20 protein-coding genes and 2 tRNA genes are annotated in these 21,110 nt (G+C 72.9%); 14 read left to right on the forward strand and 8 right to left on the reverse strand.

What is annotated here, in order from left to right; all coding sequences use genetic code 11:
- Positions 1–86: 86 nt before the first annotated feature.
- Positions 87–4,208, reverse strand: coding sequence for an SCO7613 C-terminal domain-containing membrane protein (locus tag QT381_RS13840; protein WP_289249625.1), 4,122 nt, complete (start codon positions 4,206–4,208; stop codon positions 87–89).
- A gap of 318 nt (positions 4,209–4,526) precedes the next feature.
- On the opposite strand from QT381_RS13840, the gene QT381_RS13845 reads away from it, so the two are divergent.
- Together QT381_RS13845 and QT381_RS13850 are read left to right on the forward strand one after the other, a co-directional pair.
- Positions 4,527–4,600: transfer RNA gene (locus tag QT381_RS13845), tRNA-Gly, on the forward strand.
- A 19-nt stretch (positions 4,601–4,619) separates the two neighbouring features.
- A tRNA-Pro gene (locus tag QT381_RS13850) sits at positions 4,620–4,694 on the forward strand.
- A 101-nt stretch (positions 4,695–4,795) separates the two neighbouring features.
- Here QT381_RS13850 and QT381_RS13855 read toward each other — a convergent pair.
- Both QT381_RS13855 and QT381_RS13860 read right to left on the reverse strand, forming a co-directional pair.
- Positions 4,796–5,188, reverse strand: a complete 393-nt coding sequence (locus QT381_RS13855) for a VOC family protein (protein WP_289249626.1) — start codon at positions 5,186–5,188, stop codon at positions 4,796–4,798.
- A gap of 1 nt (position 5,189) precedes the next feature.
- The gene (locus QT381_RS13860; RefSeq protein ID WP_289249627.1) at positions 5,190–5,468 is read right to left on the reverse strand and encodes an ArsR/SmtB family transcription factor; all 279 of its coding nucleotides are present in this window, start codon (positions 5,466–5,468) and stop codon (positions 5,190–5,192) included.
- A 151-nt stretch (positions 5,469–5,619) separates the two neighbouring features.
- Between QT381_RS13860 and QT381_RS13865 the strand changes: the two genes are divergently transcribed.
- Positions 5,620–5,808 (forward strand): hypothetical protein, encoded by a 189-nt coding sequence (locus QT381_RS13865; protein ID WP_289249628.1) that lies wholly within the window; start codon positions 5,620–5,622, stop codon positions 5,806–5,808.
- 185 nt (positions 5,809–5,993) lie between these two features.
- Entirely contained in the window at positions 5,994–7,367 is a 1,374-nt protein-coding gene (gene tig / locus QT381_RS13870; RefSeq protein ID WP_353889786.1) for a trigger factor, read from the forward strand.
- A 73-nt stretch (positions 7,368–7,440) separates the two neighbouring features.
- Here the strand turns inward: tig and QT381_RS13875 are convergent, their stop codons facing one another.
- Entirely contained in the window at positions 7,441–8,148 is a 708-nt protein-coding gene (locus QT381_RS13875) for a tetratricopeptide repeat protein (RefSeq protein ID WP_289249629.1), read from the reverse strand.
- 54 nt (positions 8,149–8,202) lie between these two features.
- On the opposite strand from QT381_RS13875, the gene QT381_RS13880 reads away from it, so the two are divergent.
- Together QT381_RS13880 and QT381_RS13885 are read left to right on the forward strand one after the other, a co-directional pair.
- Positions 8,203–8,817 (forward strand): ATP-dependent Clp protease proteolytic subunit, encoded by a 615-nt coding sequence (locus QT381_RS13880; RefSeq protein ID WP_289249630.1) that lies wholly within the window; start codon positions 8,203–8,205, stop codon positions 8,815–8,817.
- Positions 8,818–8,838: 21 nt separating this feature from the next.
- Entirely contained in the window at positions 8,839–9,498 is a 660-nt protein-coding gene (locus QT381_RS13885; RefSeq protein WP_289249631.1) for an ATP-dependent Clp protease proteolytic subunit, read from the forward strand.
- 173 nt (positions 9,499–9,671) lie between these two features.
- On the opposite strand, the gene QT381_RS13890 is transcribed toward QT381_RS13885, so the two are convergent.
- From QT381_RS13890 to QT381_RS13900, 3 genes are all read right to left on the reverse strand, one after another.
- Positions 9,672–10,304 (reverse strand): copper resistance CopC family protein, encoded by a 633-nt coding sequence (locus QT381_RS13890; protein ID WP_289249632.1) that lies wholly within the window; start codon positions 10,302–10,304, stop codon positions 9,672–9,674.
- On the reverse strand, positions 10,304–10,924 hold the full coding sequence (locus tag QT381_RS13895; RefSeq protein ID WP_289249633.1) for a YcnI family copper-binding membrane protein: 621 nt from the start codon (positions 10,922–10,924) through the stop codon (positions 10,304–10,306). The genes QT381_RS13890 and QT381_RS13895 overlap by 1 nt, the downstream gene beginning before the upstream one ends.
- 88 nt (positions 10,925–11,012) lie before the next feature.
- Positions 11,013–11,609 (reverse strand): hypothetical protein, encoded by a 597-nt coding sequence (locus tag QT381_RS13900; protein WP_289249634.1) that lies wholly within the window; start codon positions 11,607–11,609, stop codon positions 11,013–11,015.
- Between the two features lie 152 nt (positions 11,610–11,761).
- On the opposite strand from QT381_RS13900, the gene clpX reads away from it, so the two are divergent.
- From clpX to QT381_RS13925, 5 genes are all read left to right on the forward strand, one after another.
- Positions 11,762–13,039 (forward strand): ATP-dependent Clp protease ATP-binding subunit ClpX, encoded by a 1,278-nt coding sequence (gene clpX, locus QT381_RS13905; protein ID WP_289249635.1) that lies wholly within the window; start codon positions 11,762–11,764, stop codon positions 13,037–13,039.
- 334 nt (positions 13,040–13,373) lie between these two features.
- Positions 13,374–13,580 carry a hypothetical protein gene (locus QT381_RS13910; RefSeq protein ID WP_289249636.1) on the forward strand — a complete coding sequence of 69 codons (207 nt, stop codon included), beginning with the start codon at positions 13,374–13,376 and terminating at the stop codon, positions 13,578–13,580.
- Entirely contained in the window at positions 13,577–13,945 is a 369-nt protein-coding gene (locus tag QT381_RS13915; RefSeq protein WP_289249637.1) for a type II toxin-antitoxin system death-on-curing family toxin, read from the forward strand. Before QT381_RS13910 ends, QT381_RS13915 begins: the two co-directional genes overlap by 4 nt.
- Before the next feature lie 98 nt (positions 13,946–14,043).
- A complete protein-coding gene (locus tag QT381_RS13920; protein WP_289249644.1) occupies positions 14,044–15,186 on the forward strand; it encodes a benzoate/H(+) symporter BenE family transporter in 1,143 nt (380 codons plus the stop codon).
- Between the two features lie 92 nt (positions 15,187–15,278).
- Positions 15,279–16,283 (forward strand): LLM class flavin-dependent oxidoreductase, encoded by a 1,005-nt coding sequence (locus QT381_RS13925; RefSeq protein WP_289249638.1) that lies wholly within the window; start codon positions 15,279–15,281, stop codon positions 16,281–16,283.
- A 694-nt stretch (positions 16,284–16,977) separates the two neighbouring features.
- Here QT381_RS13925 and QT381_RS13930 read toward each other — a convergent pair.
- Complete coding sequence (locus tag QT381_RS13930; RefSeq protein WP_289249639.1) at positions 16,978–17,364, reverse strand: hypothetical protein; 387 nt, start codon at positions 17,362–17,364, stop codon at positions 16,978–16,980.
- A 584-nt stretch (positions 17,365–17,948) separates the two neighbouring features.
- Here QT381_RS13930 and QT381_RS13935 point away from each other — a divergent pair.
- The 3 genes from QT381_RS13935 (at position 17,949) to QT381_RS13945 (ending at position 20,705) form a co-directional block, all read left to right on the forward strand.
- Positions 17,949–18,968 (forward strand): peptidoglycan-binding domain-containing protein, encoded by a 1,020-nt coding sequence (locus tag QT381_RS13935; RefSeq protein WP_289249640.1) that lies wholly within the window; start codon positions 17,949–17,951, stop codon positions 18,966–18,968.
- Positions 18,965–19,621 (forward strand): ABC transporter ATP-binding protein, encoded by a 657-nt coding sequence (locus QT381_RS13940; RefSeq protein WP_289249641.1) that lies wholly within the window; start codon positions 18,965–18,967, stop codon positions 19,619–19,621. Before QT381_RS13935 ends, QT381_RS13940 begins: the two co-directional genes overlap by 4 nt.
- Positions 19,622–19,700: 79 nt before the next feature.
- Positions 19,701–20,705, forward strand: a complete 1,005-nt coding sequence (locus QT381_RS13945) for an FtsX-like permease family protein (RefSeq protein ID WP_289249642.1) — start codon at positions 19,701–19,703, stop codon at positions 20,703–20,705.
- The last annotated feature ends 405 nt before the right edge of the window (positions 20,706–21,110 follow it).

The raw sequence follows: 21,110 nt of genomic DNA on the forward strand, positions 1-21,110 counted from the left end.
GTCCTGCCGAGTGGCGCGGCGCGCGCCCCGCCGAGAGCGGCGCGCGCGACCTGACCCGGGGCGCTCGCGGCGTGTCGCGGGGGCGCCTACCGCAGCGCGCCGATGCGTTCCGCGGCCTGGCGCAGGTCGCGCACCCGGTGCTCGTAGCGCGCCGCGAGCACGATGAGCAGCACGCCCCCGGCGCCCGCCCAGACCCACCAGTAGAACAGCTCGTACACGGTGCGGAGCTGCGGCGCGAACGTCGCGATGCCGTGCCAGAGCGCGAGGATCGTCCCGAGCACGAACGGCGCCTGCAGCCGCGCGGCCACGCCGACGACGACGGCCGCCACGGCGATCACGCCCAGCGCGACCAGGCGCCACACCGGCCGGTCGGCGAGCGTGACCGCGAACGACGGCGCCACGAGCACGAGGAAGCCGGGCGCGAGCTCGCCCCAGCTGCGGGCCGCCGCATCCGTCGCGAGGCGCTGAGCGCCCGCCGCGAGCAGCGCGATCGCGATCGGCACCGTGACGAGCTCCAGCGGATCCACGACGGATGCCGTCACCGCCACGAGCGCGACGAGCCCCGCACCGGCGAGCGCGACCCAGGCCACCGGGCCGTCGACGACCGGGTGCCGCACGAGCCGGCCGAGCAGGTGGATGCCGCTCAGCAGCAGCACGACGAGGAGCGCGCGCGGCTCGCCGAGCTGGGGAGCGGCGATCCCCGTGACGGCCGCGGCGGCGACGCCGACGAGCACCGCGCCGCCCAGCACCCGGGCGACGAGGGTGCGGATGCGATCCTCCTCGCGGGAGGCCTGCTCGAACGCCGCCGCCGCGAGCGGCACGACGAGCGCGAGCACCCAGGCGTCGAACGCCGCGGTGCGGGCGCCGTCCGCGACCTCGATCGCGACGCGCGGAGCGACGGCCGCGACGAGCGCCGCGGCACCCGCGACGGCGACCACGTCGCGGTGCCGCTCGACGGCGGTCGTCGCGCGCACGGGGGCGCTTCCGGCGAGCAGGAGCACGGCGCCGATGACCGCGACGACGATCGAACGCGTCGGCTGGCCGGTCGCGCCGGCGGCACCGACGGGCACGAGCGCGACGAGGAGCGCGGCCAGGAGCAGCGGAGCGGATGCCGTGCCGCGCTCCCGCCGCGCGCTGATCACGCTCAGCAGCCACAGCGCCAGCACGGCCGCGGCGACCGGCAGCACGTAGGCCTCGATCGCGCTGACGTCGGAGCGCGCGAGCCGCCACCACAGCGCGCCGGTGCCGGCCCCCAGGGCGAGCCAGCCGACGTGCTTGCGCGGCGACGCCGAGCCGACGAGGCCGTCGCGGGACAGAGCGCCGACGAGCAGGGCGATGCCGACGAGCAGCAGTCCGAGCCAGCCGTCGGCGTCGCCGAGCGCCGCCACGAGCGCGGCGGCCGTCACGAGGGCGGCGCCCGCGTCGATCGTCCAGCGGGGGAGCGCGGTGACCCGCGCGGCCTCGAGTGCGAGACCGGCGGCGGATGCGGCGATCGCGACGAGCGCGGGTGCCCACCAGGGCGCCGCAGCCGTGCCGATGCGCAGCCCGATCGCGAGGGCGACCGCGAACGCCGGGGGCACGAGCGCGGCCGCGGCGTAGCGCTCGGATGCCGTGAGCGATCGACGGGTCGCCGCGAGCGAGAGCGCGACGGCCACCGCGAATACGGTGACCGCGTCGGCCCAGGAGTGCGCGTCGGACCGGCCGCCGGTCAGGGCCGACACGGCGACCTCGGCGCCGGCGGCGACGACGAGCGCGGAGCCCCCGAGCACGCGGCGCTCGAGCAGCCGCAGCCGGGGCACGGCGAATGCCGCGAGGGCGACGGCCGCTGCGAGCGCGCCGACCGAGCGTGTCTGGGCGAGCGCGGCATCCGCTCCGATCAGCCGGGGTGAGCCGACCTGCGTGGTGAGCGCCGCCGCGCCGACGAGGGCCAGCCCGAACGCGCCGAGCGCGAGCAGCGCGCGGACCGCGGGCCCGCTCACCGCCCACCGCGCAGCGACGAGCGCCCCGATCGCGACCAGGGTGCCGGCGAGCCAGGTCGGCTCGCTCGCCCAGCTCGCGAGGTAGCCGAGGACGAGGGCGGCGGCCCCCGGCATCGCGATGGCGAGGCGCACGCCGGATCGCCTCGGCTCGGCTGACGCCTCGACAACGCGGCGCGCGCGGAGCACGACGAGCGCCGCGATCGCGAGCGCGCCGAGTGCGAGCCAGGCGCTCACCACGACAGCGAGGGTCGGCAGGTAGCCGGCCGCGGCCGCGATGAGCCCGGCCGCGGCGCCGCCGAGGCCGATCGCTCGCGAGCGGAGCCGACCGAGCGCGGCGCTCGCGAGCGCGACGAGCACGAGCACGGCGATGAGCGCGAACAGCGCGGCGACCTGGCCGCGTCCGGGGGCAACGACCGCATCCGTCGGCGCGAACCGCCACACCCGAGTGCCGGCCGCGGCGATGCCGAGCGGACGCAGCAGCGCCACGGCGGCCGCGGCGAGCGCCGCGAGCGCGGGCACGACGAGAGCGCCGACCGTCGCGGCGTCGAGCTGCGGGCCGGCGGCGCGGCGCGGGCCGACGCCGGACTGCGGGGTCGGGCCCGGGTGCGGGGCCGCGCCGAGTTGCGGGGCCGCGCCGAGTTGCGGGGCCGCGCCGAGTTGCGGGGTCGGGCCGAGCGGCGGGGTCGGGCCGAGCGGCGGGGTCGGGCCGAGCGGCGGGGTCGCGTCGAGTTGCGGGGCTGCGTCGAGTTGTGGGGTCAGGCCCGGGTGCGGGGCCGCGCCGAGCGGCGGGGTCGCGTCGAGTTGCGGGGCTGCGCCGAGTTGCGGGGTCGGGCCCGGGTGCGGGGCCGCGCCGAGTTGCGGGGTCAGGCCCGGGTGCGGGGCCGCGTCGAGTTGTGGGCCGGCGATTCGCCGCCGCAGCACGTCGAGCGCGAGCAGGATCGCCGTGGCGGCGACGAGTGGTTCGAACACGCCGACCTCGGGCGAGTCGTCGAGGCGCACTACGAACGCGCCCGCGGCCAGGGTGAGCACGAAGCCGCCGATGCCCGCCCAGGTGCGCCCGATGCCGGAGTCCCTCCGCAGGGCGATCGCGACCCCGGCGACCACGACCGCGACACCTGTGAGGGCGAGACTCGGTGCCGCCACGACCTCGGGGGCGAGGAAGAACGCGGCGAGGATGGCGCTCGCGGCCCCGAGCGCACCGCCGGTCGTCAGGAGCACGCGTTCGATCACCGCGGGGAACGCTCGTGCGGCGCAGGCGCCCGCCGTCGCGGCGAGCGCCGCCGCGAACCAGACCGCCGCGGAGTCCGCGCCGCGCCCGAGGCCGAGCACGGCGCAGGCGATCCCGGGGGTGAACGCGGCGGCCGCGACGACCGACGGCGCCCGCAGGCGCGCGAGCCGCGACCAGGCGACGAACGCGATCGCGCTCGCGAGCAGCACGACGCCCCAGTACGCGGTGCCGTCCGCGCGGTCGGCGCCGAACAGCGCGTTCGCGCGCGCGGCCCAGGCGTCGAGATAGACGAGCACCACGGCGAACACCGCGATGCCCTCGGCGGTGACGTGCAGCCGCCGGCGACGCAGCACGGTCGCGCCGGCGATAGCGGCGAGCGTGAGCGCGCCGATGATCGCGCTGCGCCAGACGATCCCGAACCTGATGAACGCGTAGACAAGGAAGAAGGTCGCCGCGATCGACAGCAGCGAGACGCCGACGACGAGCAGCACGACCTGCACGCCCGACCGGCGGGGTGCTGCGGCCGGGCCGCCGGTCGTGGCCGGGCCGGCCGGAGTGGCCGGGGGCGCCCCAGCCGGGCTGGATGCGGTGTCCGGGCCGCGGGCGGTTTCCGGGGCGGCGGCGGGCGGGGCGCCGGTGGTGGCCGGCGTAGCCGGCGTAGCCGGGGGCGCTTCGGCCGGGCCGCGGGCGGTTTCCGGGGCGGCGGCGGGCGGGGCGCCGGCGCCCGGGATGTCGGCGGGTCGCAGCGGCACGGATGCGGGGGAAGCGGGGGCGACCACCGGTGCTGCCGGCGGTGCGGCCGCCGCCGTCGCCGCGGCGACAGCGAGTCCCGCGGGAACGGGGGCCGGGTCGTTCCGGGCGGGGACCGTCGTGACCGAGGCGGCCACGGCATCCGCTGCCTGCTCCGCGTGGATCCGCTCGAGCAGTGCGGCCCGTGCCGCGAGCGCCTCGGCGGCCCGGTCGGCGCTCGCCGCGACGTCGGCGAGGAGGGGGCGGCTCACGTCGAGTCCGCATACGGCGCACGTCGTCGTCACGAGCGGCGTGAAGCACGACGGGCACGCGGTGCGATCGCGCAGCTCGGACTCCGCGCGCGGGAACACGACGAGCCCCGGGCGTGGCGGAGCGGAACGGTGCGGCGACATCTCGAGCCTCCCTCTCGTCGGCGCCAGGGTAGCGACGACGGGCGGGTCGGAGGCGGTGATGACGCGAGATGGGGATGGATCGCGCCCGGGGACGAGCGGCCCGGCGGCGCGCGGCCGACTCGATCGCTGCGCGGGCGGGCGAGGGGCATCCAGTAGAGTGGTGCGCGCGCATCGCGCGGGGATGTAGCTCAATGGCAGAGCCTCAGTCTTCCAAACTGATTACGCGGGTTCGATTCCCGTCATCCCCTCCACGCGCCGATGCCCGAGGTCCGGGGCGTAGCTCAGCTTGGCTAGAGCGCCCGCTTTGGGAGCGGGAGGTCGCAGGTTCAAATCCTGTCGCCCCGACCTGTGTCGCCCCGGCCAGTTCGGCCCGGAATTTCAGCGTGGCGGCCGTCGCCCGGCCACATCCGTCGCCCGGGTCTGCGACATCCGCGGCCCGTCGTTCCTCACGCGGCACTCGTGAGCTGGATCAGATTGCCGCAGGTGTCATCGAGCACCGCGGTGACGACCGGCCCCATGGTCGTCGGCTGCTGGGTGAAGCGGACCCCCTTCGCCGACAGCTCGGCGTGCGCCCCCGCCACGTCGTCGACGGCGAACGACGCGGCCGGGATGCCGTCGGCGACGAGCGCCTCCTTGAACGCCTTCGCTGCCGGGTGCTGGTCGGGTTCGAGCAGCAGCTCGGTGCCGTCCGGCTCGCCCGGGCCGACGACGGTGAGCCAGCGGAACTCGCCCACCGGCACGTCGGTCTTCGGGAGGAAGCCGAGCCGTTCCGTGTAGAAGGCGAGTGCCTTGGCCTGGTCGTCGACGAACACGCTCGTCACGTTGATGCGGATGCCCATGTCATTCCCTCGGTTCGGCGGGCCAGCGCTCGGCGATCGCGCGCAGCGGCTCGGTGTGCAGATGGTGGAGCTTCGTCCGGCCCGAGCGGTGCGAGCTGACGAGGCCCGCGTCCTCCAGGACGGCCAGGTGCTGGGAGATCGCCTGCCTGCTCGAGGTGATGCCGTGGCGCATGACCAGGCGGCCGCACAACTCGAACAGGCTCTGCCCGTCGCGGTCCGTGAGCTCGTCGAGGATGAGCCGCCGGGTCGGATCGGCCAACGCCTGGTACAGGTCTCCCACGCTGCCACAATAGGCAAGCGAGTACTTGCATGACAAGCCTCCGCGCGTGGCCGCCGCGCACGCCGACCCCGCGCGATCGCGCGCGCGCCCGCGCCCGGGTCGGCGCCCGTGCCGCATCCACCCCGCTCACCCGAGCGTGTTGCTCGAAACCATGCGGAATTCCGCGGCGTCTCGAGTAACACGCTCGGGTGAGGGGCCCGCACCGGCACCCGCGCCGGCACCCGGCACCCGCACCCGCATCGGCACCGGCATCGGCACCGGCACCAGCACCGGCACCCGGCGCCAGCTCGTGGCCAACCGCGACCGGTTCGACGCCTCCGGCCGAGTGCCCGCCGAGTAGTCGCGCCCCGGCCCGAGGCCGGTCGCGATGATCCGTTAGGCTGGCGGGCGGCCGTTCGGCGCCGCCCCCGCATGCGCCGGCCTTTCCACGGGGCCACGGGGCGCCGCGGCGCGCCGGACCGCTTCCGGCCGACCACGTCGGGCGTGTTCCCGCCCCGACACATCACGACATCAGGAGACAGTTCCGTGAAGACGACCGTCGAGAAGCTCAGCCCCACCCGGGTCAAGCTCACCATCGCGGTGACCCCCGAGGAGCTCAAGCCGAGCATCGACCACGCCTACGAGCACATCGGCTCGCAGGTCACCATCCCCGGCTTCCGCAAGGGCAAGATCCCCGCGGTGCTCATCGACCAGCGCGTCGGACGCGACGAGGTGCTCAACCACGCCGTCGGCGACGCCATCGACGGCGTGTTCCGGGATGCGGTGCGCGAGGAGAAGCTGCGCACGCTCGGCCGTCCGACGGCCGACATCGCGACCTGGCCCGACGCCAAGACGTTCACGGGCGACCTCGTGCTCGACATCGAGGTCGACGTGCGTCCCGAGTTCGACCTTCCGGCCTACGACGGTCTCGCGCTCACGGTGGATGCCGCGGCCGTGTCCGACGACGACGTCGAGAAGGAGCTCGAGGAGCTCCGCAGCCGCTTCGGCACCCTCATCACGGTCGACCGCCCCGCGACCACAGGCGACTTCGTGCAGATCGACCTCGTCGCGAAGATCGGCGGCCGTGAGGTCGACACCGCGAGCTCGATCTCCTACGAGCTCGGCTCCGGCGAGCTCATCGAGGGCATCGACGATGCCCTCGACGGCCTCTCGGCGGGCGAGCAGGCGATCTTCGAGTCGACCCTGCTCGGCGGCGACAACGCCGGCGAGACCGCGGAGATCACGGTCGACGTGCTCTCCGTGAAGGAGCGCGAGCTGCCCGACGCCGACGACGACTTCGCCCAGATCTCCAGCCAGTTCGACACCATCGCCGAGCTCAAGGCCGACCTCGCGGAGCAGCTCGAGAAGAGCGCCGTCTTCGCCCAGGGCGCGCAGGCGCGCGACCTCATCGTCGACGAGCTCCTGAAGAGCGTCGAGATCCCCGTTCCCCAGCAGCTCATCGACGACGAGGTGAAGCGTCACCTCGAGGCGGAGAACCGCACCGACGACGAGGAGCACGGCAAGGAGGTCGCCGAGAGCTCGGAGAAGACCTTCCGCTCGCAGATCCTGCTCGACGCGATCGTGGAGAAGGAGGAGATCAAGGTCAGCCAGAACGAGCTCACCCAGTACCTCATCCAGGGCGCCGCGCAGTACGGCATGGAGCCCGGCGAGTTCATCCAGGTCCTCGACAACAACGGCCAGATCCCGTCGATGATCGCGGAGGTCGCCCGCAACAAGGCCCTCGCGCTCGTGCTCGGCCGCGCCAAGGTGACCGACTCGAACCAGAAGGTCGTCGACCTCACCGAGTTCACCGCGGTCTTCGACGAGCCGACGGAGAGCGACGAGGAGCAGTTCGACCCGACCGCGACGACGAGCCTGCTCGACGCCGCGGACGACGACCACGCGGGTCACTCGCACTGACGAGCGATTCGTACGACGGCCCGGATGCGCGCAGCATCCGGGCCGTCGTCGTCTCGGTGCGAGCGTCCGCGGATCAGGACAGCAGCTCGTCCGCGTAGGCGCCGAGCGAGCGCGAGTAGCGGCTGAGCCGCGTCGAAAGTCCGGTGAGCGCAACGGATGCCGCCTCCCGGTCGCGCCCGAGCGACGCCAGGGCGAGGGCGCGGAACCCCTGGATCGGGCCCGTCCACTCGTCGGCCGGGTGCTCGGCGAGCGCGGTGTCGAGCAGGGCGAGCGCCTCGTCGAACCGCCCCAGGTTGCGGATCGTCGACGCGAGCTGCACCAGGCACTGCACGCGCAGCGGCTCGGGCAGACCGAGCTCGAGCGCGCGGCGGTACAGCGGCTCGGCCGCGGTCCCGCGCCCGGCGCTGTCGTGCTCCCCGCCCTCCGTGTACAGCGCACCGGCCTCGCCGGCATCCGGCCCGAGCTCTTCGAACACCGTGAGCTGCACCGGCGACTCGGGCGCGGCGAAGCGGGCATTGATCGAGCGCCACGGGGTCTCGATCGGAGGCGCGATGGCGCGCACGCCCGCGGTGCCGAGAGCGGATGCCGCGGCAGCCGCATCCGTCACCTCCAGCGCGATGCGCACCGGCCCCGCCGGCTCGGGGGAGCCTTCGACGCGGTCGATGTAGGCGACCCGGGCGGCGTTCGAGAGCTCGAGCGTCGCGACGCCCGCGCCCAGGATCGCGACCGGCGCGCCGCCCGAGCGGAGACTCGCGGGTCTGCCGCCAGCGAACAGCGCCACGGCCCCGAAACCGCTCCGGTAGCGTCGTCGGCAAGCGACAACTGAAGGAGCGCAATGGCCCAGCCGGCTCTGGTTTCGAGCATCTTCGACCAGCTACTCAAGGACCGCATCATCTGGCTCGGGTCGGAGGTGCGCGATGACAACGCGAACGAGATCTGCGCGAAGATCCTGGCCCTGTCCGCGGAGGACCCGCAGAAGGACATCTACCTCTACATCAACTCGCCCGGCGGCTCGATCACCGCGGGCATGGCGATCTACGACACGATGCAGTTCGTGCCGAACGACATCGTGACGGTCGGCATCGGCCTCGCGGCGTCGATGGGCCAGTTCCTGCTCAGCTCGGGCACGAAGGGCAAGCGCTACATCACGCCCAACGCGCGCGTGCTGCTGCACCAGCCGTCGGGCGGCTTCGGCGGCACCGCGGCCGACATCCAGACGCAGGCGTTCGTCATCCTCGACATGAAGAAGCGGATGGCGGAGCTCACGGCCGAGCAGACCGGCAAGTCGATCGAGCAGGTGCTCGAGGACAACGACCGCGACAACTGGTTCGACGCGAAGGGCGCGCTGGAGTACGGCTTCGTCGACCACATCCGCGAGTTCGCGGGTGGCGTCGTCGGCGGCGGCGGCACCGACCAGACCATCTCCGACGACCCGACGAAGACCAACTGAGAGCCGCGAGGAATCAGAACCATGAACGAGATGCTCTTCCGCGGTCAGGCGGGCGACCTGCCCCAGAACCGCTACATCCTGCCCTCCTTCGAGGAGCGCACCGCCTACGGCTACAAGCGCCAGGACCCTTACGCGAAGCTCTTCGAGGACCGCATCATCTTCCTCGGCGTGCAGATCGACGACGCCTCGGCCGACGACATCATGGCCCAGCTGCTCGTGCTCGAGTCGATGGACCCCGACCGTGACATCGTCATGTACATCAACTCGCCCGGTGGCTCGTTCACCGCGATGACGGCGATCTACGACACCATGCAGTACATCCGCCCGGAGGTGCAGACCGTGGTGCTCGGCCAGGCCGCGTCGGCGGCGGCGGTGCTCGCGGCGGCCGGCACGCCGGGCAAGCGCCTCGCGCTGCCGAACGCGCGCATCCTCATCCACCAGCCCGCGACGTCGGGCGGCTCGGGCGGCCAGGCCTCGGACATCGAGATCCAGGCGGCCGAGATCCTGCGCATGCGCACCTGGCTCGAGGAGACGCTCTCGAAGCACTCGAACCGCACGGTCGCGCAGGTGAACAAGGACATCGACCGCGACAAGATCCTCGGCGCGGACGAGGCCCTCGAGTACGGCCTCATCGACCAGGTGCTCGCGAGCCGCAAGTCGCTGCCGGCGCTCACGCGCTGACGCATCGCAAACGGATGCCCCGCTCCCTTTCGGGGGCGGGGCATCCGTCGTTCCGGCCCTCGGCTTGCCGGCCGAGGAGGCGCGCCGGCGCGGGGTTCTGCTGGCCGGGGCTTCGAGCCGCGGGCTCGCTGCGCTCGCGCGCTCCTCAGTCGGCGGGGCTCCGTCGGTTCTCCTCAGCCGGCCGGTGAATCGTCGTCGGCCGCGCGTCTGCGGGGGCGCACCAGCACGAGCGTGATGCCGACGGCGACGAGCACCGCGAGCACTGCGCCGCCGATCCACAGCAGGCTGCTCACGTCGACGGTCTCCGGCGCCGAGCCCCGCGCGCCGGCGGACGGCGGCACGACGCTCGTGAGCGGATGCTTCCCCCCGCAGTCGGGCACCGCGCTCGAGCCGTCGCTCGTGGCCGCGCCCGTCCAGCGGAACGGAATCGTGCCGCTCGCGATGTGCCCGTCGGTCGACACGACCTGCCAGGTGAGCGTGTAGTCGCCCGCGGCGCCGATCGCGGCGGGCGCGGAGATGCCGTCGCCGTCGATCGTGACGCAGCCGTCGCCGTAGTAGCGGCCGGCGGCATCCGTCAGCAGCAGTCCGAAGCCGCGGCCCTCGCCCGACGCGTCGGGCAGCGGGCCGTTCGTCGTGACGGCGAACTCGGCCGGAAGCGTGTCGAGGGTGCTGCCCGCGACCGGGGTCGACGACACGACGTAGTTGTGGGCGGATGCCGGGGCCGCCACCGCGAGCACGGCGGCGACCGCGAGCGCGAGGCCCGCGGCCGCCGACGCGCCGACCCGCGTGCGCGTGCGCAGGGTCATCACGCCCGCCGCCGTGACGCGAGCGCGATGACGAGCGCGACGGCGCCGAGCACGAGGCCGCCGATGCCGAGCACGCGCCCGATCGCGTCGGTGCCGGCGGCATCCGCCGGATCCGCGGTGACCGTCGCGGCGTGCCCGCCGTGCTGGGCGGCCGGCGGCGTCGCGTTCACGTAGAGCACCGGCGCGGGCTCCTCCGCGTCCGGGGCGCCGGACCAGTTCACGACGGTGCCGTCGGAGTAGTCCTGCTCGACGCGGAAGGCGACCGAGTCGACGTCGGGAACCGGTCCGATCGACAGCCGGAACAGCTGCAGCTGGCCGTCGGCGATGGCCGCGTCGGGTCCGGCGGTGAACGTCACGGCGCCGTCGGCGACGCTGCCCGTCCAGCCCGGGACGGGCACGTAGGAGGCGCCGTCGACGCCGTCGGGCAGCGTGATGACGAGCCGGTCGGTGACCGCGGTCGCCGACTCGTTGGGCACCTTGAACGTGAGCAGCGCGTACGAGCCGGCGGCGGCCGTGTTGTCGTCGAGCGTCACGTGCGCGCTCGCGGCGAGCGGCGCGGCGAGCGCGAGGGCGAGGCCCGCGCCGAGGGCGGCGGCGGGCAGGACGATTCTGTTTCTCATGGGGTTCTTCCCCGGTCGCGGGCGCGACCGTGCGTCGGGTGGCGACGGCGCGGTGGCCCGTCGCCGAATCGGGTGAGCGCGTGCCGCGTCAGAGCGCGGCGCACCCGGTCGGCGGACCCCGCCGCGAGAGGGAGGTCGCCATCCGCGCGAGGGCGCGGGGCGGCTCCGCGCCGACCGGAGCGAGCGGCACCCGCGCGATCGGCGCACGAACGGATGCCGTGGCTGCGCGCGGCACGAGCGCCCGGCCCAGCGAGCGTAGCGCCGACTCGCCGTGCCGCAGCAGCGCGACGGTGAGCGCACCCGCGACGACGTGGGCGATCCACATTCGCGGGTCGGCGGTGTGCGCGTGCTCGGCGGCCGTGACGAGCACCGACCCGCCGTGGGCGACGCCGTGCGCGCCGCCGTGCCCGTGTCCGACGGCGATGAGGGTGGCATCCGTTCCGATCGCGGCGAACACGGTGTGGAATGCGAGCTGGCTCACGGCGACGGACGCGGCCGTGCGCCACGCGCGCGAGCGGCGGCCGGCGAGCGCGACGCTCGTGAGCGCGGCGAAGACGAGGGCGAGTGCGAGGCTCGGCGCGTTGGGCACGTACCCGCCGGCCAGGGCGTGCGCGCCGGCCGCCACCGCGGTCGCGACGACGGCGGTCGCGAGGCCGCGAAGCGTGCGACGGGCGCGTGCCGGCATCCGCTCTCCTCCCGCTGCGGTCGGTCCCATGGTACGAGGGGCGACGCGCCGCGTCGCGGATGCACACGGTGCCCGCGTGCGTCACCCGATCGCGTTAGGCTTCCTGGAACACCCGCCGGCGGTCGCCGGACGAGCGGAACGGGAGACCGACGATGGCACGCATCGGAGAGAGCGCTGACCTGCTCAAGTGCTCGTTCTGCGGCAAGAGCCAGAAGCAGGTGCAGCAGCTGATCGCCGGTCCCGGCGTGTACATCTGCGACGAGTGCGTCGAGCTCTGCAACGAGATCATCGAGGAGCGTCTCGCCGAGGCCGGCGAGGAGGCGCAGAGCGAGTTCGACCTGCCGAAGCCCAAGGAGATCTACGCGTTCCTCGAGGAGTACGTGATCGGGCAGGAGCGGGCGAAGCGCGCCCTCTCGGTCGCCGTCTACAACCACTACAAGCGCGTGCGGGCGAAGAACACTCTCGCGAGCGTCGACGAGATCGGCGACGAGGTTGAGATCTCGAAGTCGAACATCCTGCTCATCGGCCCGACGGGCTGCGGCAAGACCTACCTCGCCCAGACGCTCGCGAAGCGGCTCAACGTGCCGTTCGCGGTCGCGGATGCCACGGCGCTCACCGAGGCCGGGTACGTCGGCGAAGACGTCGAGAACATCCTGCTCAAGCTCATCCAGGCCGCCGACTTCGACGTCAAGCGCGCCGAGACGGGCATCATCTACATCGACGAGATCGACAAGATCGCCCGCAAGGCCGAGAACCCGTCGATCACGCGCGACGTGTCGGGCGAGGGCGTGCAGCAGGCACTGCTCAAGATCCTCGAGGGCACGGTCGCCTCCGTCCCGCCGCAGGGCGGCCGCAAGCATCCGCACCAGGAGTTCATCCAGGTCGACACGACGAACGTGCTCTTCATCGTCGCGGGCGCGTTCGCCGGCCTCGAGGACATCATCTCGAGCCGCGCGGGCAAGCGCGGCATCGGCTTCGGCGCCCCGCTGCACGACAAGAAGCTCGAGAAGCACCTGTTCAGCGAGGTGCTGCCCGAAGACCTGCACAAGTTCGGCCTCATCCCGGAGTTCATCGGCCGCCTGCCGGTCATCGCGAGCGTCACGCCTCTCGACCAGGAGGCGCTCATGGACATCCTCACCCAGCCGAAGAACGCGCTCGTCAAGCAGTATCAGCGCATGTTCCAGATCGACGGCGTCGACCTGGAGTTCACGGATGACGCCCTCGAGGCGATCGCCGACCTCGCGGTGCTGCGCCAGACCGGCGCCCGCGGCCTCCGCGCGATCCTCGAGGAGGTGCTCGGGCCGATCATGTTCGAGGTGCCCTCCGACGACCGCGTGGCGCGCGTCATCGTCACGAAGGATGCCGTGGTCGCGAACGCCGCGCCGACGATCGTGCCCCGCAAGGACCTCCGCCGCGAGAAGAGCGCGTAGTCGCTCTGGGCGCCGTCCGCGAAGAGCGGATGCGGGCCTGCGGGGAGCCTTGGATCGCTGTCGCTGCCGGACGAGAGCTTTTCGCCGACCCGGGGCGCGCCCGAGATTCGGACATGCGGCAAGACGGTGGCGTCCGCTTCCGCAGCAACGGTCAGAGGTGCAACCACGAGGGCGAGGGCGGGGGCCAGAGAGAGGGCACGGCCCGTGGTCAGCGCGCCACTGCGCGACGCGGACGATCTCCTACTGAGGAATCGTATGGACAACTTCTCCCCCGCCGAGGGCCCCAGATCGGATGGCTCGACGCGAGTGATACCACTTTGGTATCATCCCGACCATGGCTATGACCGTGCGTTTCTCCATCGATCTTGACGCGCGCCTCGAGCGCTTCGCCGAGGAGCGACAGACTCCCAAATCCGTCGTTGTCGCACGAGCAGTGGAGGAGTACCTGATGCGCGAGCAAAGGACCCAGGCAGTGCTCGCGAGCCTCGACGAGACGAGCAGGGAGTACGCCGGCCTCATCCGACGCCTCGAGGACGCGTGACCGAGTACGTCGACCCCGAGCAGGCGCTCGCGGCCGCCGCTCGGCTCGGGTTGCACGTGCGCGACGAGGGACTGCTGTTCTCGGCCCTCGCTCGGCCAGCGGCGAGCGCCTTCGGGGAGGACGCCTACCCGACGCTCGACCTCAAGGCCGCCGCGCTCATGCACTCCGTCGCCCGCAACCACGCGCTGTTCGACGGCAATAAACGGTTCTCCTGGTACCTCACGCTCGCGTTCCTCGCCCTCAACGGATTCCGCGTGGTCATGCCCGAGGACACCGCCTTCGACCTCGTGCTCGGTGTCGCGCGAGGCGACCTCGAGCTCGACGCGGCGGGATCCGTGATCCGCGCGCATCTCGTCGCGCGCTGACGTCCACGCGTCGTCGATTGGCCCCCCTCCCGTGACCCGGGCGCGTTGCGGCCCTCGATACGCTGGATCGCATCGCCGCGTCATCCGTTCTCCAGCCGATCTCGGCGGGGTTCGTGGCGGCCATCTCGGGATTCGCGAGCTCGTTCGCGCTCGTCGTCGCCGGTCTGAAGGCGGTGGGCGCGAGCGATGGCCAGGCCGCCTCGGGCCTGTTCGCGCTGTGCCTCGCGACCGCCGTCGTGAGCATCACGGCCGCGCTTGCGTTGCGGCTCCCGGTCGCGATCGCGTGGTCGACGCCCGGCGCCGCGGTGCTGCTCGCGGCGGTCGACCACGGCATCCGCTTCTCGGACGCCGTCGGCGCGTTCCTCGTCTCGGCCGCGCTCATGCTGCTGTGCGGCGTGTGGCCCGCGCTCGGGCGGCTCATCACGCGCATCCCGCGCCCGCTCGCGAGCGCCATGCTCGCGGGTGTGCTGCTGCCGATCTGCCTCGCGCCCGTGCAGGCGGTCGCGCAGCTGCCGCTGTTCGCGGCGCCGGTCGTCGTCGTGTGGCTCGTGCTGTTCCGGCTCGCGCCGCGCTGGGCGGTGCCGGCGGCGATGGTCGTCGCGGTCGTCGGCATCCTCGTGTCGGCCGGCACGGGCTGGTTCGATCCGGCGCGGGCCGTGCCGCACCTCGAGTTCGTCGCCCCGACCCTCGATCCGAGTGTTGTCGTCGGCGTCGGGCTACCGCTGTTCATCGTCACGATGGCGGGCCAGAACGTGCCCGGCTTCACGGTGCTGCAGGCGCACGGCTACGAGCCGCCCGTGCGCTACGCCTTCGTCGGGCAGGGTCTCGGTTCGGCGGCCGCCGCGCTGTTCGGCGGCCATGCGATCAACCTTGGGGCGATCACGGCCGCCATCATGACGGGACCCGAGTCGCATCCGGAGCACTCCCGGCGCTGGATCGCGACCCTCACCAACGGCGCGCTCTACGTGCCGCTCGGGCTCGTCGCGGGCGTCGCGACGGCGCTCGTCGCCGCGGCGCCCACCGTGCTCATCACCGCGGTCGCGGGACTCGCCGTGCTCGGCGCCCTCGTCACGAGCGTCACGAGCGCGCTCGAGGAGCCCGCGCACCGGATCGCCGCGATCGCGACGTTCCTCGTCGTCGTGTCGGGCGTCGTCGTGCTCGGCATCGGCTCGGCGTTCTGGGGCCTCCTCGTCGGCGGTGTCGTGATGCTCTGGCTGCACCCCCGGCGTGCCGCTCGCTGAGGGGACGCATCCGGTCGCTTTGCGGGTCGGGATAACGACGATCTGCGTCCCCTGAGCGGAATCTGCGGGCGGTGCGGCGGGTTGACTCCCGCATGACCGTCGACGTGCCGCTCTCCGTGCTGGATCTCTCGACGGTGCGGTCCGACGAGACGACGACGGATGCGGTGGCCCACACGATCGAGCTCGCGCGGGCCGCCGACCGGCTGGGCTACGAGCGCTTCTGGCTTGCCGAGCACCACGGCATGCCCGGGGTGGCGAGCTCGGCCCCCGCCGTGCTCATCGCGGGCGTCGCTGCGGCGACGGAACGCATCCGCGTGGGGTCGGGCGGCGTGATGCTGCCCAACCACTCCTCGCTCGTGATCGCCGAGCAGTTCGGCACGCTCGTCTCCCTCTACGGCGACCGGATCGACCTCGGGCTGGGGCGTGCGCCGGGCACCGATCAGTTCACGGCATCCGTGCTGCGCCGCGGCAGCGTCGACGAGACGGCTCAGGACTTCCCGAACCAGGTGCTCGAGCTGTTCGCCTGGTTCGGCATGGCGCCGCCGCTCGACAACGGCATCGGCTCGCGCATCGTCGCGACGCCGGGCGCGGGGGCCGCGCCCGAGATCTGGCTGCTGGGATCGAGCGGGTTCAGCGCGCAGCTCGCCGGCATCCTCGGTGTGCGGTTCGCGTTCGCGCACCACTTCGCGGGCGGCGATCAGACCCCGGCCGCGTTCGAGCTGTACCGGGAGCGGTTCGAGCCCTCGGCGTGGCTCGACGCGCCGCACTCGGGCGTCGCCGTCGCGGTCGCCCTCGGAGAGACCGACGAGGAGGCGCGCCGCCGCACCCTGCCGCAGCAGCTCTCGATGATCCGGCTGCGCTCGGGCGCCCCCGGGCGCACGCCGACGGCCGAGGAGGCCGACGCGCACCCGTGGACGGATGCGGAGCTCGCCTTCGTGGCGTCGCGCAACGCGAGCCAGGCGGTCGGCACCCTCTCCGCGGTGGAGGGCCGCATCCGTTCGCTCGTCGGCGAGACGGGGGCCGACGAGGTCATCGTGGTGCCCCAGGGCGCCGACACCGCGCAGAAGGTCTCGACGCTCGAGGCGCTCGCTCGCTGAGCGGCGCCGCGAAGGGTCGGGATGCGTCACGTGCGTTGGTCCCGGTTGGTCTCCGTCGCGTCCGTTGGTCTCCGTTGGTCTCCGTTGGTCGAGGAGCCCGTGAGCGCAGCGAACTGACGTCTCGAGACCAGGCCTGTGCGGCGGCGGGGCCGTGGTGGTCTCGAGACGCGGCCTCGCTGCGCTCGGGCGCTCCTCGACCAGCGGGGGCGGGCGCTCCTCGACCAGCGGTGCGGCGGGGCGGACGCGAAGTGCTGCGTCACGTCCGTTGGTCGAGGAGTCCGTGAGCGCAGCGAACTGACGTCTCGAGACCAGGCCCTGTGCGGGTTGCGGAGCCGTGGTGGTCTCGAGACGCGGCCTCGCTGCGCTCGGGCGCTCCTCGACCAGCGGAGGCGGGCGCTCCTCGACCAGCGGTGCGGCGGCGGGGCCGACGCGAAGTGCTGCGTCGCGTCCGCTGGTCGAGGAGTCCGTGAGCGCAGCGAACTGACGTCTCGAGACCAGGCCTGTGCGGGTTGCGGAGCCGTGGTGGTCTCGAGACGCGGCCTCGCTGCGCTCGGGCGCTCCTCGACCAGCGGAGGCGGCGCTCCTCGACCAGCGGGGGCGGCGGGGCGGACGCGAAGTGCTGCGTCGCGTCCGTTGGTCGAGGAGTCCGTGAGCGCAGCGAACCGACGTCTCGAGACCATCCCGGGACGGATGCCTACCAGGCGGTTCCGACGCGGGGGCACTTGTTCGACGGTCCTTCGGGTTTGCCGTTGACGACAATGCGGCCGAGCCCGTCGGTGGGTTCCCAGAGGTCTTTGCCCTTGCTGCGCTTGTACCGCGAGAGGTACACGTCGTAGCTGATCGGTGTCGCGTCGGTGGTGAAGCCGTGGGCGACAAGGCAGGCCAACTGGTCGACGCGTGCGTCGTAGCCGGCCTTCAACTGTGCGTCTGTCAGCGACGCATACGGTATCTCGCCCACAGATGCTTGACACGACTGTCCGATCTCGGCCGCCTGATCCGGGGTCATGCCCGAGGGTGCGCTAAAGGAGAAGGAGGCGGAGTCGTTCGGGTCCGGCTCCGTCGCCACGCCGTGGTCGGCCATGCAGGCGCGCACAAGTGTCGTGTACTCGTCGGGCGTGCCCGTGAAGATGGCGGTCGGGGCGGGGCCTCCATGCCGGGTAGACGCATCTGATGGTTGTCCGGGCGTCCCCGCGGAATCGGCGCCTCGGTCGCCTGCCGAGCACGCCACGAGGGTGGTCGCGGTGACCATCGACACGACGAGTGCCACGCCACCGAGCACGAGCCGCCCAGCGGCCGAGCGGCGTTCTTTCCTCAAACCGGCGGGCGGCGCAACCCTCATCCGAGGGCCCGGCAGTACTCCAGATGGGCGGTGATGCCGCCCGTCTGCGTCCGGGCCCCGCCACCTGATTTGGTCGTCCCGCCCGTGACGACCTTGCGAAGGTGCATCGTTTCCTCCTGGCATCATCAGCGGCGCTGACCGCCGGACGGGACCGTCCAAGCGGACGACGTCGACCTTTGGGAAGTATTACACGCCTTTGCAATCGCACCTGTCTACCCCCGGGCGGGGCGCGCCTCCCCGGGTAGGCATCCCTGGTGGATCTTTCGTATCGTGAGCATGTGGATCACTCACCCACCGCCCAGGTCCGACCGCGTTGGCGTGTACATGTGGCGTGGGCGATCGCGCTCGTCGTCGCCATCGCGCTGGCCGTCACGGGCACCGTGCTGGTCGTTCGTCCGTACGCGACCGCGACGTCTCACGAGACTCAGCCCGCGACGTACGTGGCCTCGACCGGAGTGCTGGATGCCGACGTTCCCGCGTCGGCGCTGGTCACGTTCCTCCCTGGCCCGCCCGCCGTAGCTCCCGTGTCAGGAACGCTTACCTCGACGAGTATCGGCGCCGACGGCACGATCGACGCCGGGCACGAGTTGTATGCCGTCGACCTGCGTCCCGTCATCGCAGCGGTGGGTTCCGTGCCTGCGTTCCGCACGATGGCACTCGGGCAGAGCGGCCCCGACATCCGTCAGCTGAGGTCCATGCTCGGGCTGGCATCCGGCACGACGTTCGATTCGGCGACCGCCGCGGCCGTGCGCGCCTGGCAGTCGAAGAACCACGTCGTCGCGACCGGTGAGGTCGAGCTCGGCGACGTGGTCTTCCTGCCCGAGCTGCCCACGCGGGGATACCTGGCGGAGGGTATGGCGGTCGGCTCGTACGTGTCGCCGGGGACGGTCGTGGTGCAGACGGTGCAGGCGCGCCCCCGGGTCGCTGTCTCCGATCCCGACGGCGGCCTGGGGCTGCAGCCCGGCATGGCAGCGACCCTGGGCTCGGGCACGACGGCCGTGACAGGCACCCTCGGCTCGCCCCAGTCCGACAGCAACGGTGGCCTGGGCTATCCGATCGAGACCGCGGACGGCACATCGCCCTGCGACGCGACGTGCGCTGCGACGTTCGCGATCACGATCCAGTCGCAGACCCCCGTGACCATTCAGCTCGTGCCGACGACGACCGGCGTGCTCGTGCCGGAGTCCGCGCTCGCGGTACTGCCGGATGGCGGGTACGCCGTGGTCGACGACACCGGGCAGCGGGTCGCGGTGACGGTCGACGAGCAGGCGAACGGGATGGCGGTCGTCGACGGACTCGCCGACGGCACCACCATCCGGCTCTTCGCCGAGGCGGCGAGCGGATGATCGAGACGCGCGGCATGGGCTTCCGTTACGGGGGACCACGCGCACCGAGCACGCTCGCCGACCTCTCGCTGAGCTTCGAGCCGGGGATGATCACGGCCCTGGTCGGCCGCAGCGGGTCGGGCAAGTCGACCCTCCTGTACCTGCTCGGGCTCATGCTTCGGCCGTCCGAGGGCGAGATCGTCGTCGACGGCGTGCCGACGGCCCGGCTGTCGGATGCGCGCCGCGCGGACCTGCGGGCCACGCGGATGGGATTCGTGTTCCAGGATGCGATCCTCGATCCCGCTCGCAGCATCCAGGACAACGTTCTCGAGGGTGCGCTCTACACCGCCCTTCCGCGGGTGGAGGCGCGAAGACGGGCGGCGGAGCTGCTCGATCGATTCGGGGTGCTCGTCGACCCGCTGCGCCGACCCGGCCAGATCTCGGGCGGCCAGGCGCAGCGCGTCGCCCTGTGCCGGGCGCTCGTGCACGAGCCCTCGATCGTGCTCGCCGACGAGCCCACCGGCAACCTCGACAGCGTGACGGCGGATGTCGTCTGGCGCGCGCTCGCGGATGCGGCGGATGCGGGGGCCACCGTGATCGTCGCAACCCACGATCGCGGTCGCGCCGACGGGTGCGATCGGATCATCGAGGTCGATCGTGCCGCTGTCGCCTAGGTCCGCGCCCGGGGAGGCGTGGCGGAGCGCGCGCAGCCACACCCCCAGCACGATCGTGCTCGCGCTCATTGCCCTGGCCATGAGCGCCGTCACCCTGCTCACCGCCGGGCGGGCTGCGGCAGCCGAGCGCGACATCCAGGCCGCTGTGGAGAGTGCGGGTCCTCGCCTCATCACCATCAACGTCGCCGCGCCATCGCCCGGATTCGACCAGGCCGCGCTCGCACGGGTCGAAGCCATCCGCGGGGTCACCTGGGTGCTCGGCCTCGGGGTCGCTCGGGACGTCCACCCCGCGCTCGCCGGCCTCGGCACGAACGTCGCCGGCCGGGAGCTCGCCACACCGCTGCCGCCCGAGGTGTCGATCTCGGCGGGTCGTGCGCCGCGACCTGGCGAGGCGATCGTCTCCGACTCGACGCAGAGTCGGCTGCGCCTGCTCGAGCCATCGGGTCTGGTCGTGAGCCAGGAGGACCGCATCCCGGTCGTCGGCCGGTTCTCGGCCAGGGCGGAGCTCTCGAGCCTCGGCCGTCTGGTGCTCTTCGAGCCCGTCGATCGCCAGCACGCCTCCGCGGCGCTGCTCTACGTTCTGGCCGATCAGGCGGATGACGTCGCATCGATCGTGAAGGAGGTGCAGGCGCTCTCGGGCATCGAGGACACGGACAGCGTGACCGTGGACACGTCGCCGGACCTGATCGAACTCGGCCACGCGGTGTCCGGTCAGATCGGCACGCTCGGGAGACAGCTCGCTTTCTCCGCGATCCTCATCGGGCTGCTGCTGATCGCTCTGACAGTCACGATGTCACTGCTGAACCGGCGCCGGGACTTCGGGCGACGTCGCGCCCTGGGCGCGACCCGGTCCGCCCTTCTCGCGCTCACGCTCATGGAGTCCGCGATCCCCATCGGTGCGGGCGCGATCCTGGGCACGATCGGGGGAGCGGTCGCGACCGCCGCGCTCACCGGGGAGGCGCCCCCGGCGGCGTTCTGCGTCGGAGCCCTGGCTCTCGTCGTCGTCATCGGTGTCATAGCAGCCGTGCCGCCGACGCTCACGGCCGCATGGCGGGACCCGGTCAGAACTCTGCGCGTCCCGTGACGTGCACCGCGCAGAAGGTCTCGGCGCTCGGGGCGCTCGCTCGCTGAGCGGCGCCTCGAAGGGTCGGGATGCGTCATGTCCGTTGGTCTCCGTTGGTATCCGTCGCGCCCGTTGGTCTCCGCTGGTCGAGGAGTCCGTGAGCGCAGCGAACTGACGTCTCGAGACCAGGCCTGTGGGGGTTGTGGCGGGGGTTGTGGTCTCGAGACGCGGCCTCGCTGCGCTCGGGCGCTCCTCGACCAGTGGGGGCGGGCGCTCCTCGACCAGCGGTGCGGCGGCGGGGCGGACGCGAAGTGCTGCGTCGCGTCCGCTGGTCGAGGAGTCCGTGAGCGCAGCGAACTGACGTCTCGAGACCAGGCCTGTGCGGGTTGCGGAGCCGTGGTGGTCTCGAGACGCGGCCTCGCTGCG

The organism is Galbitalea sp. SE-J8 (assembly GCF_030345695.1).
Lineage (GTDB): Bacteria > Actinomycetota > Actinomycetes > Actinomycetales > Microbacteriaceae > JAUASV01.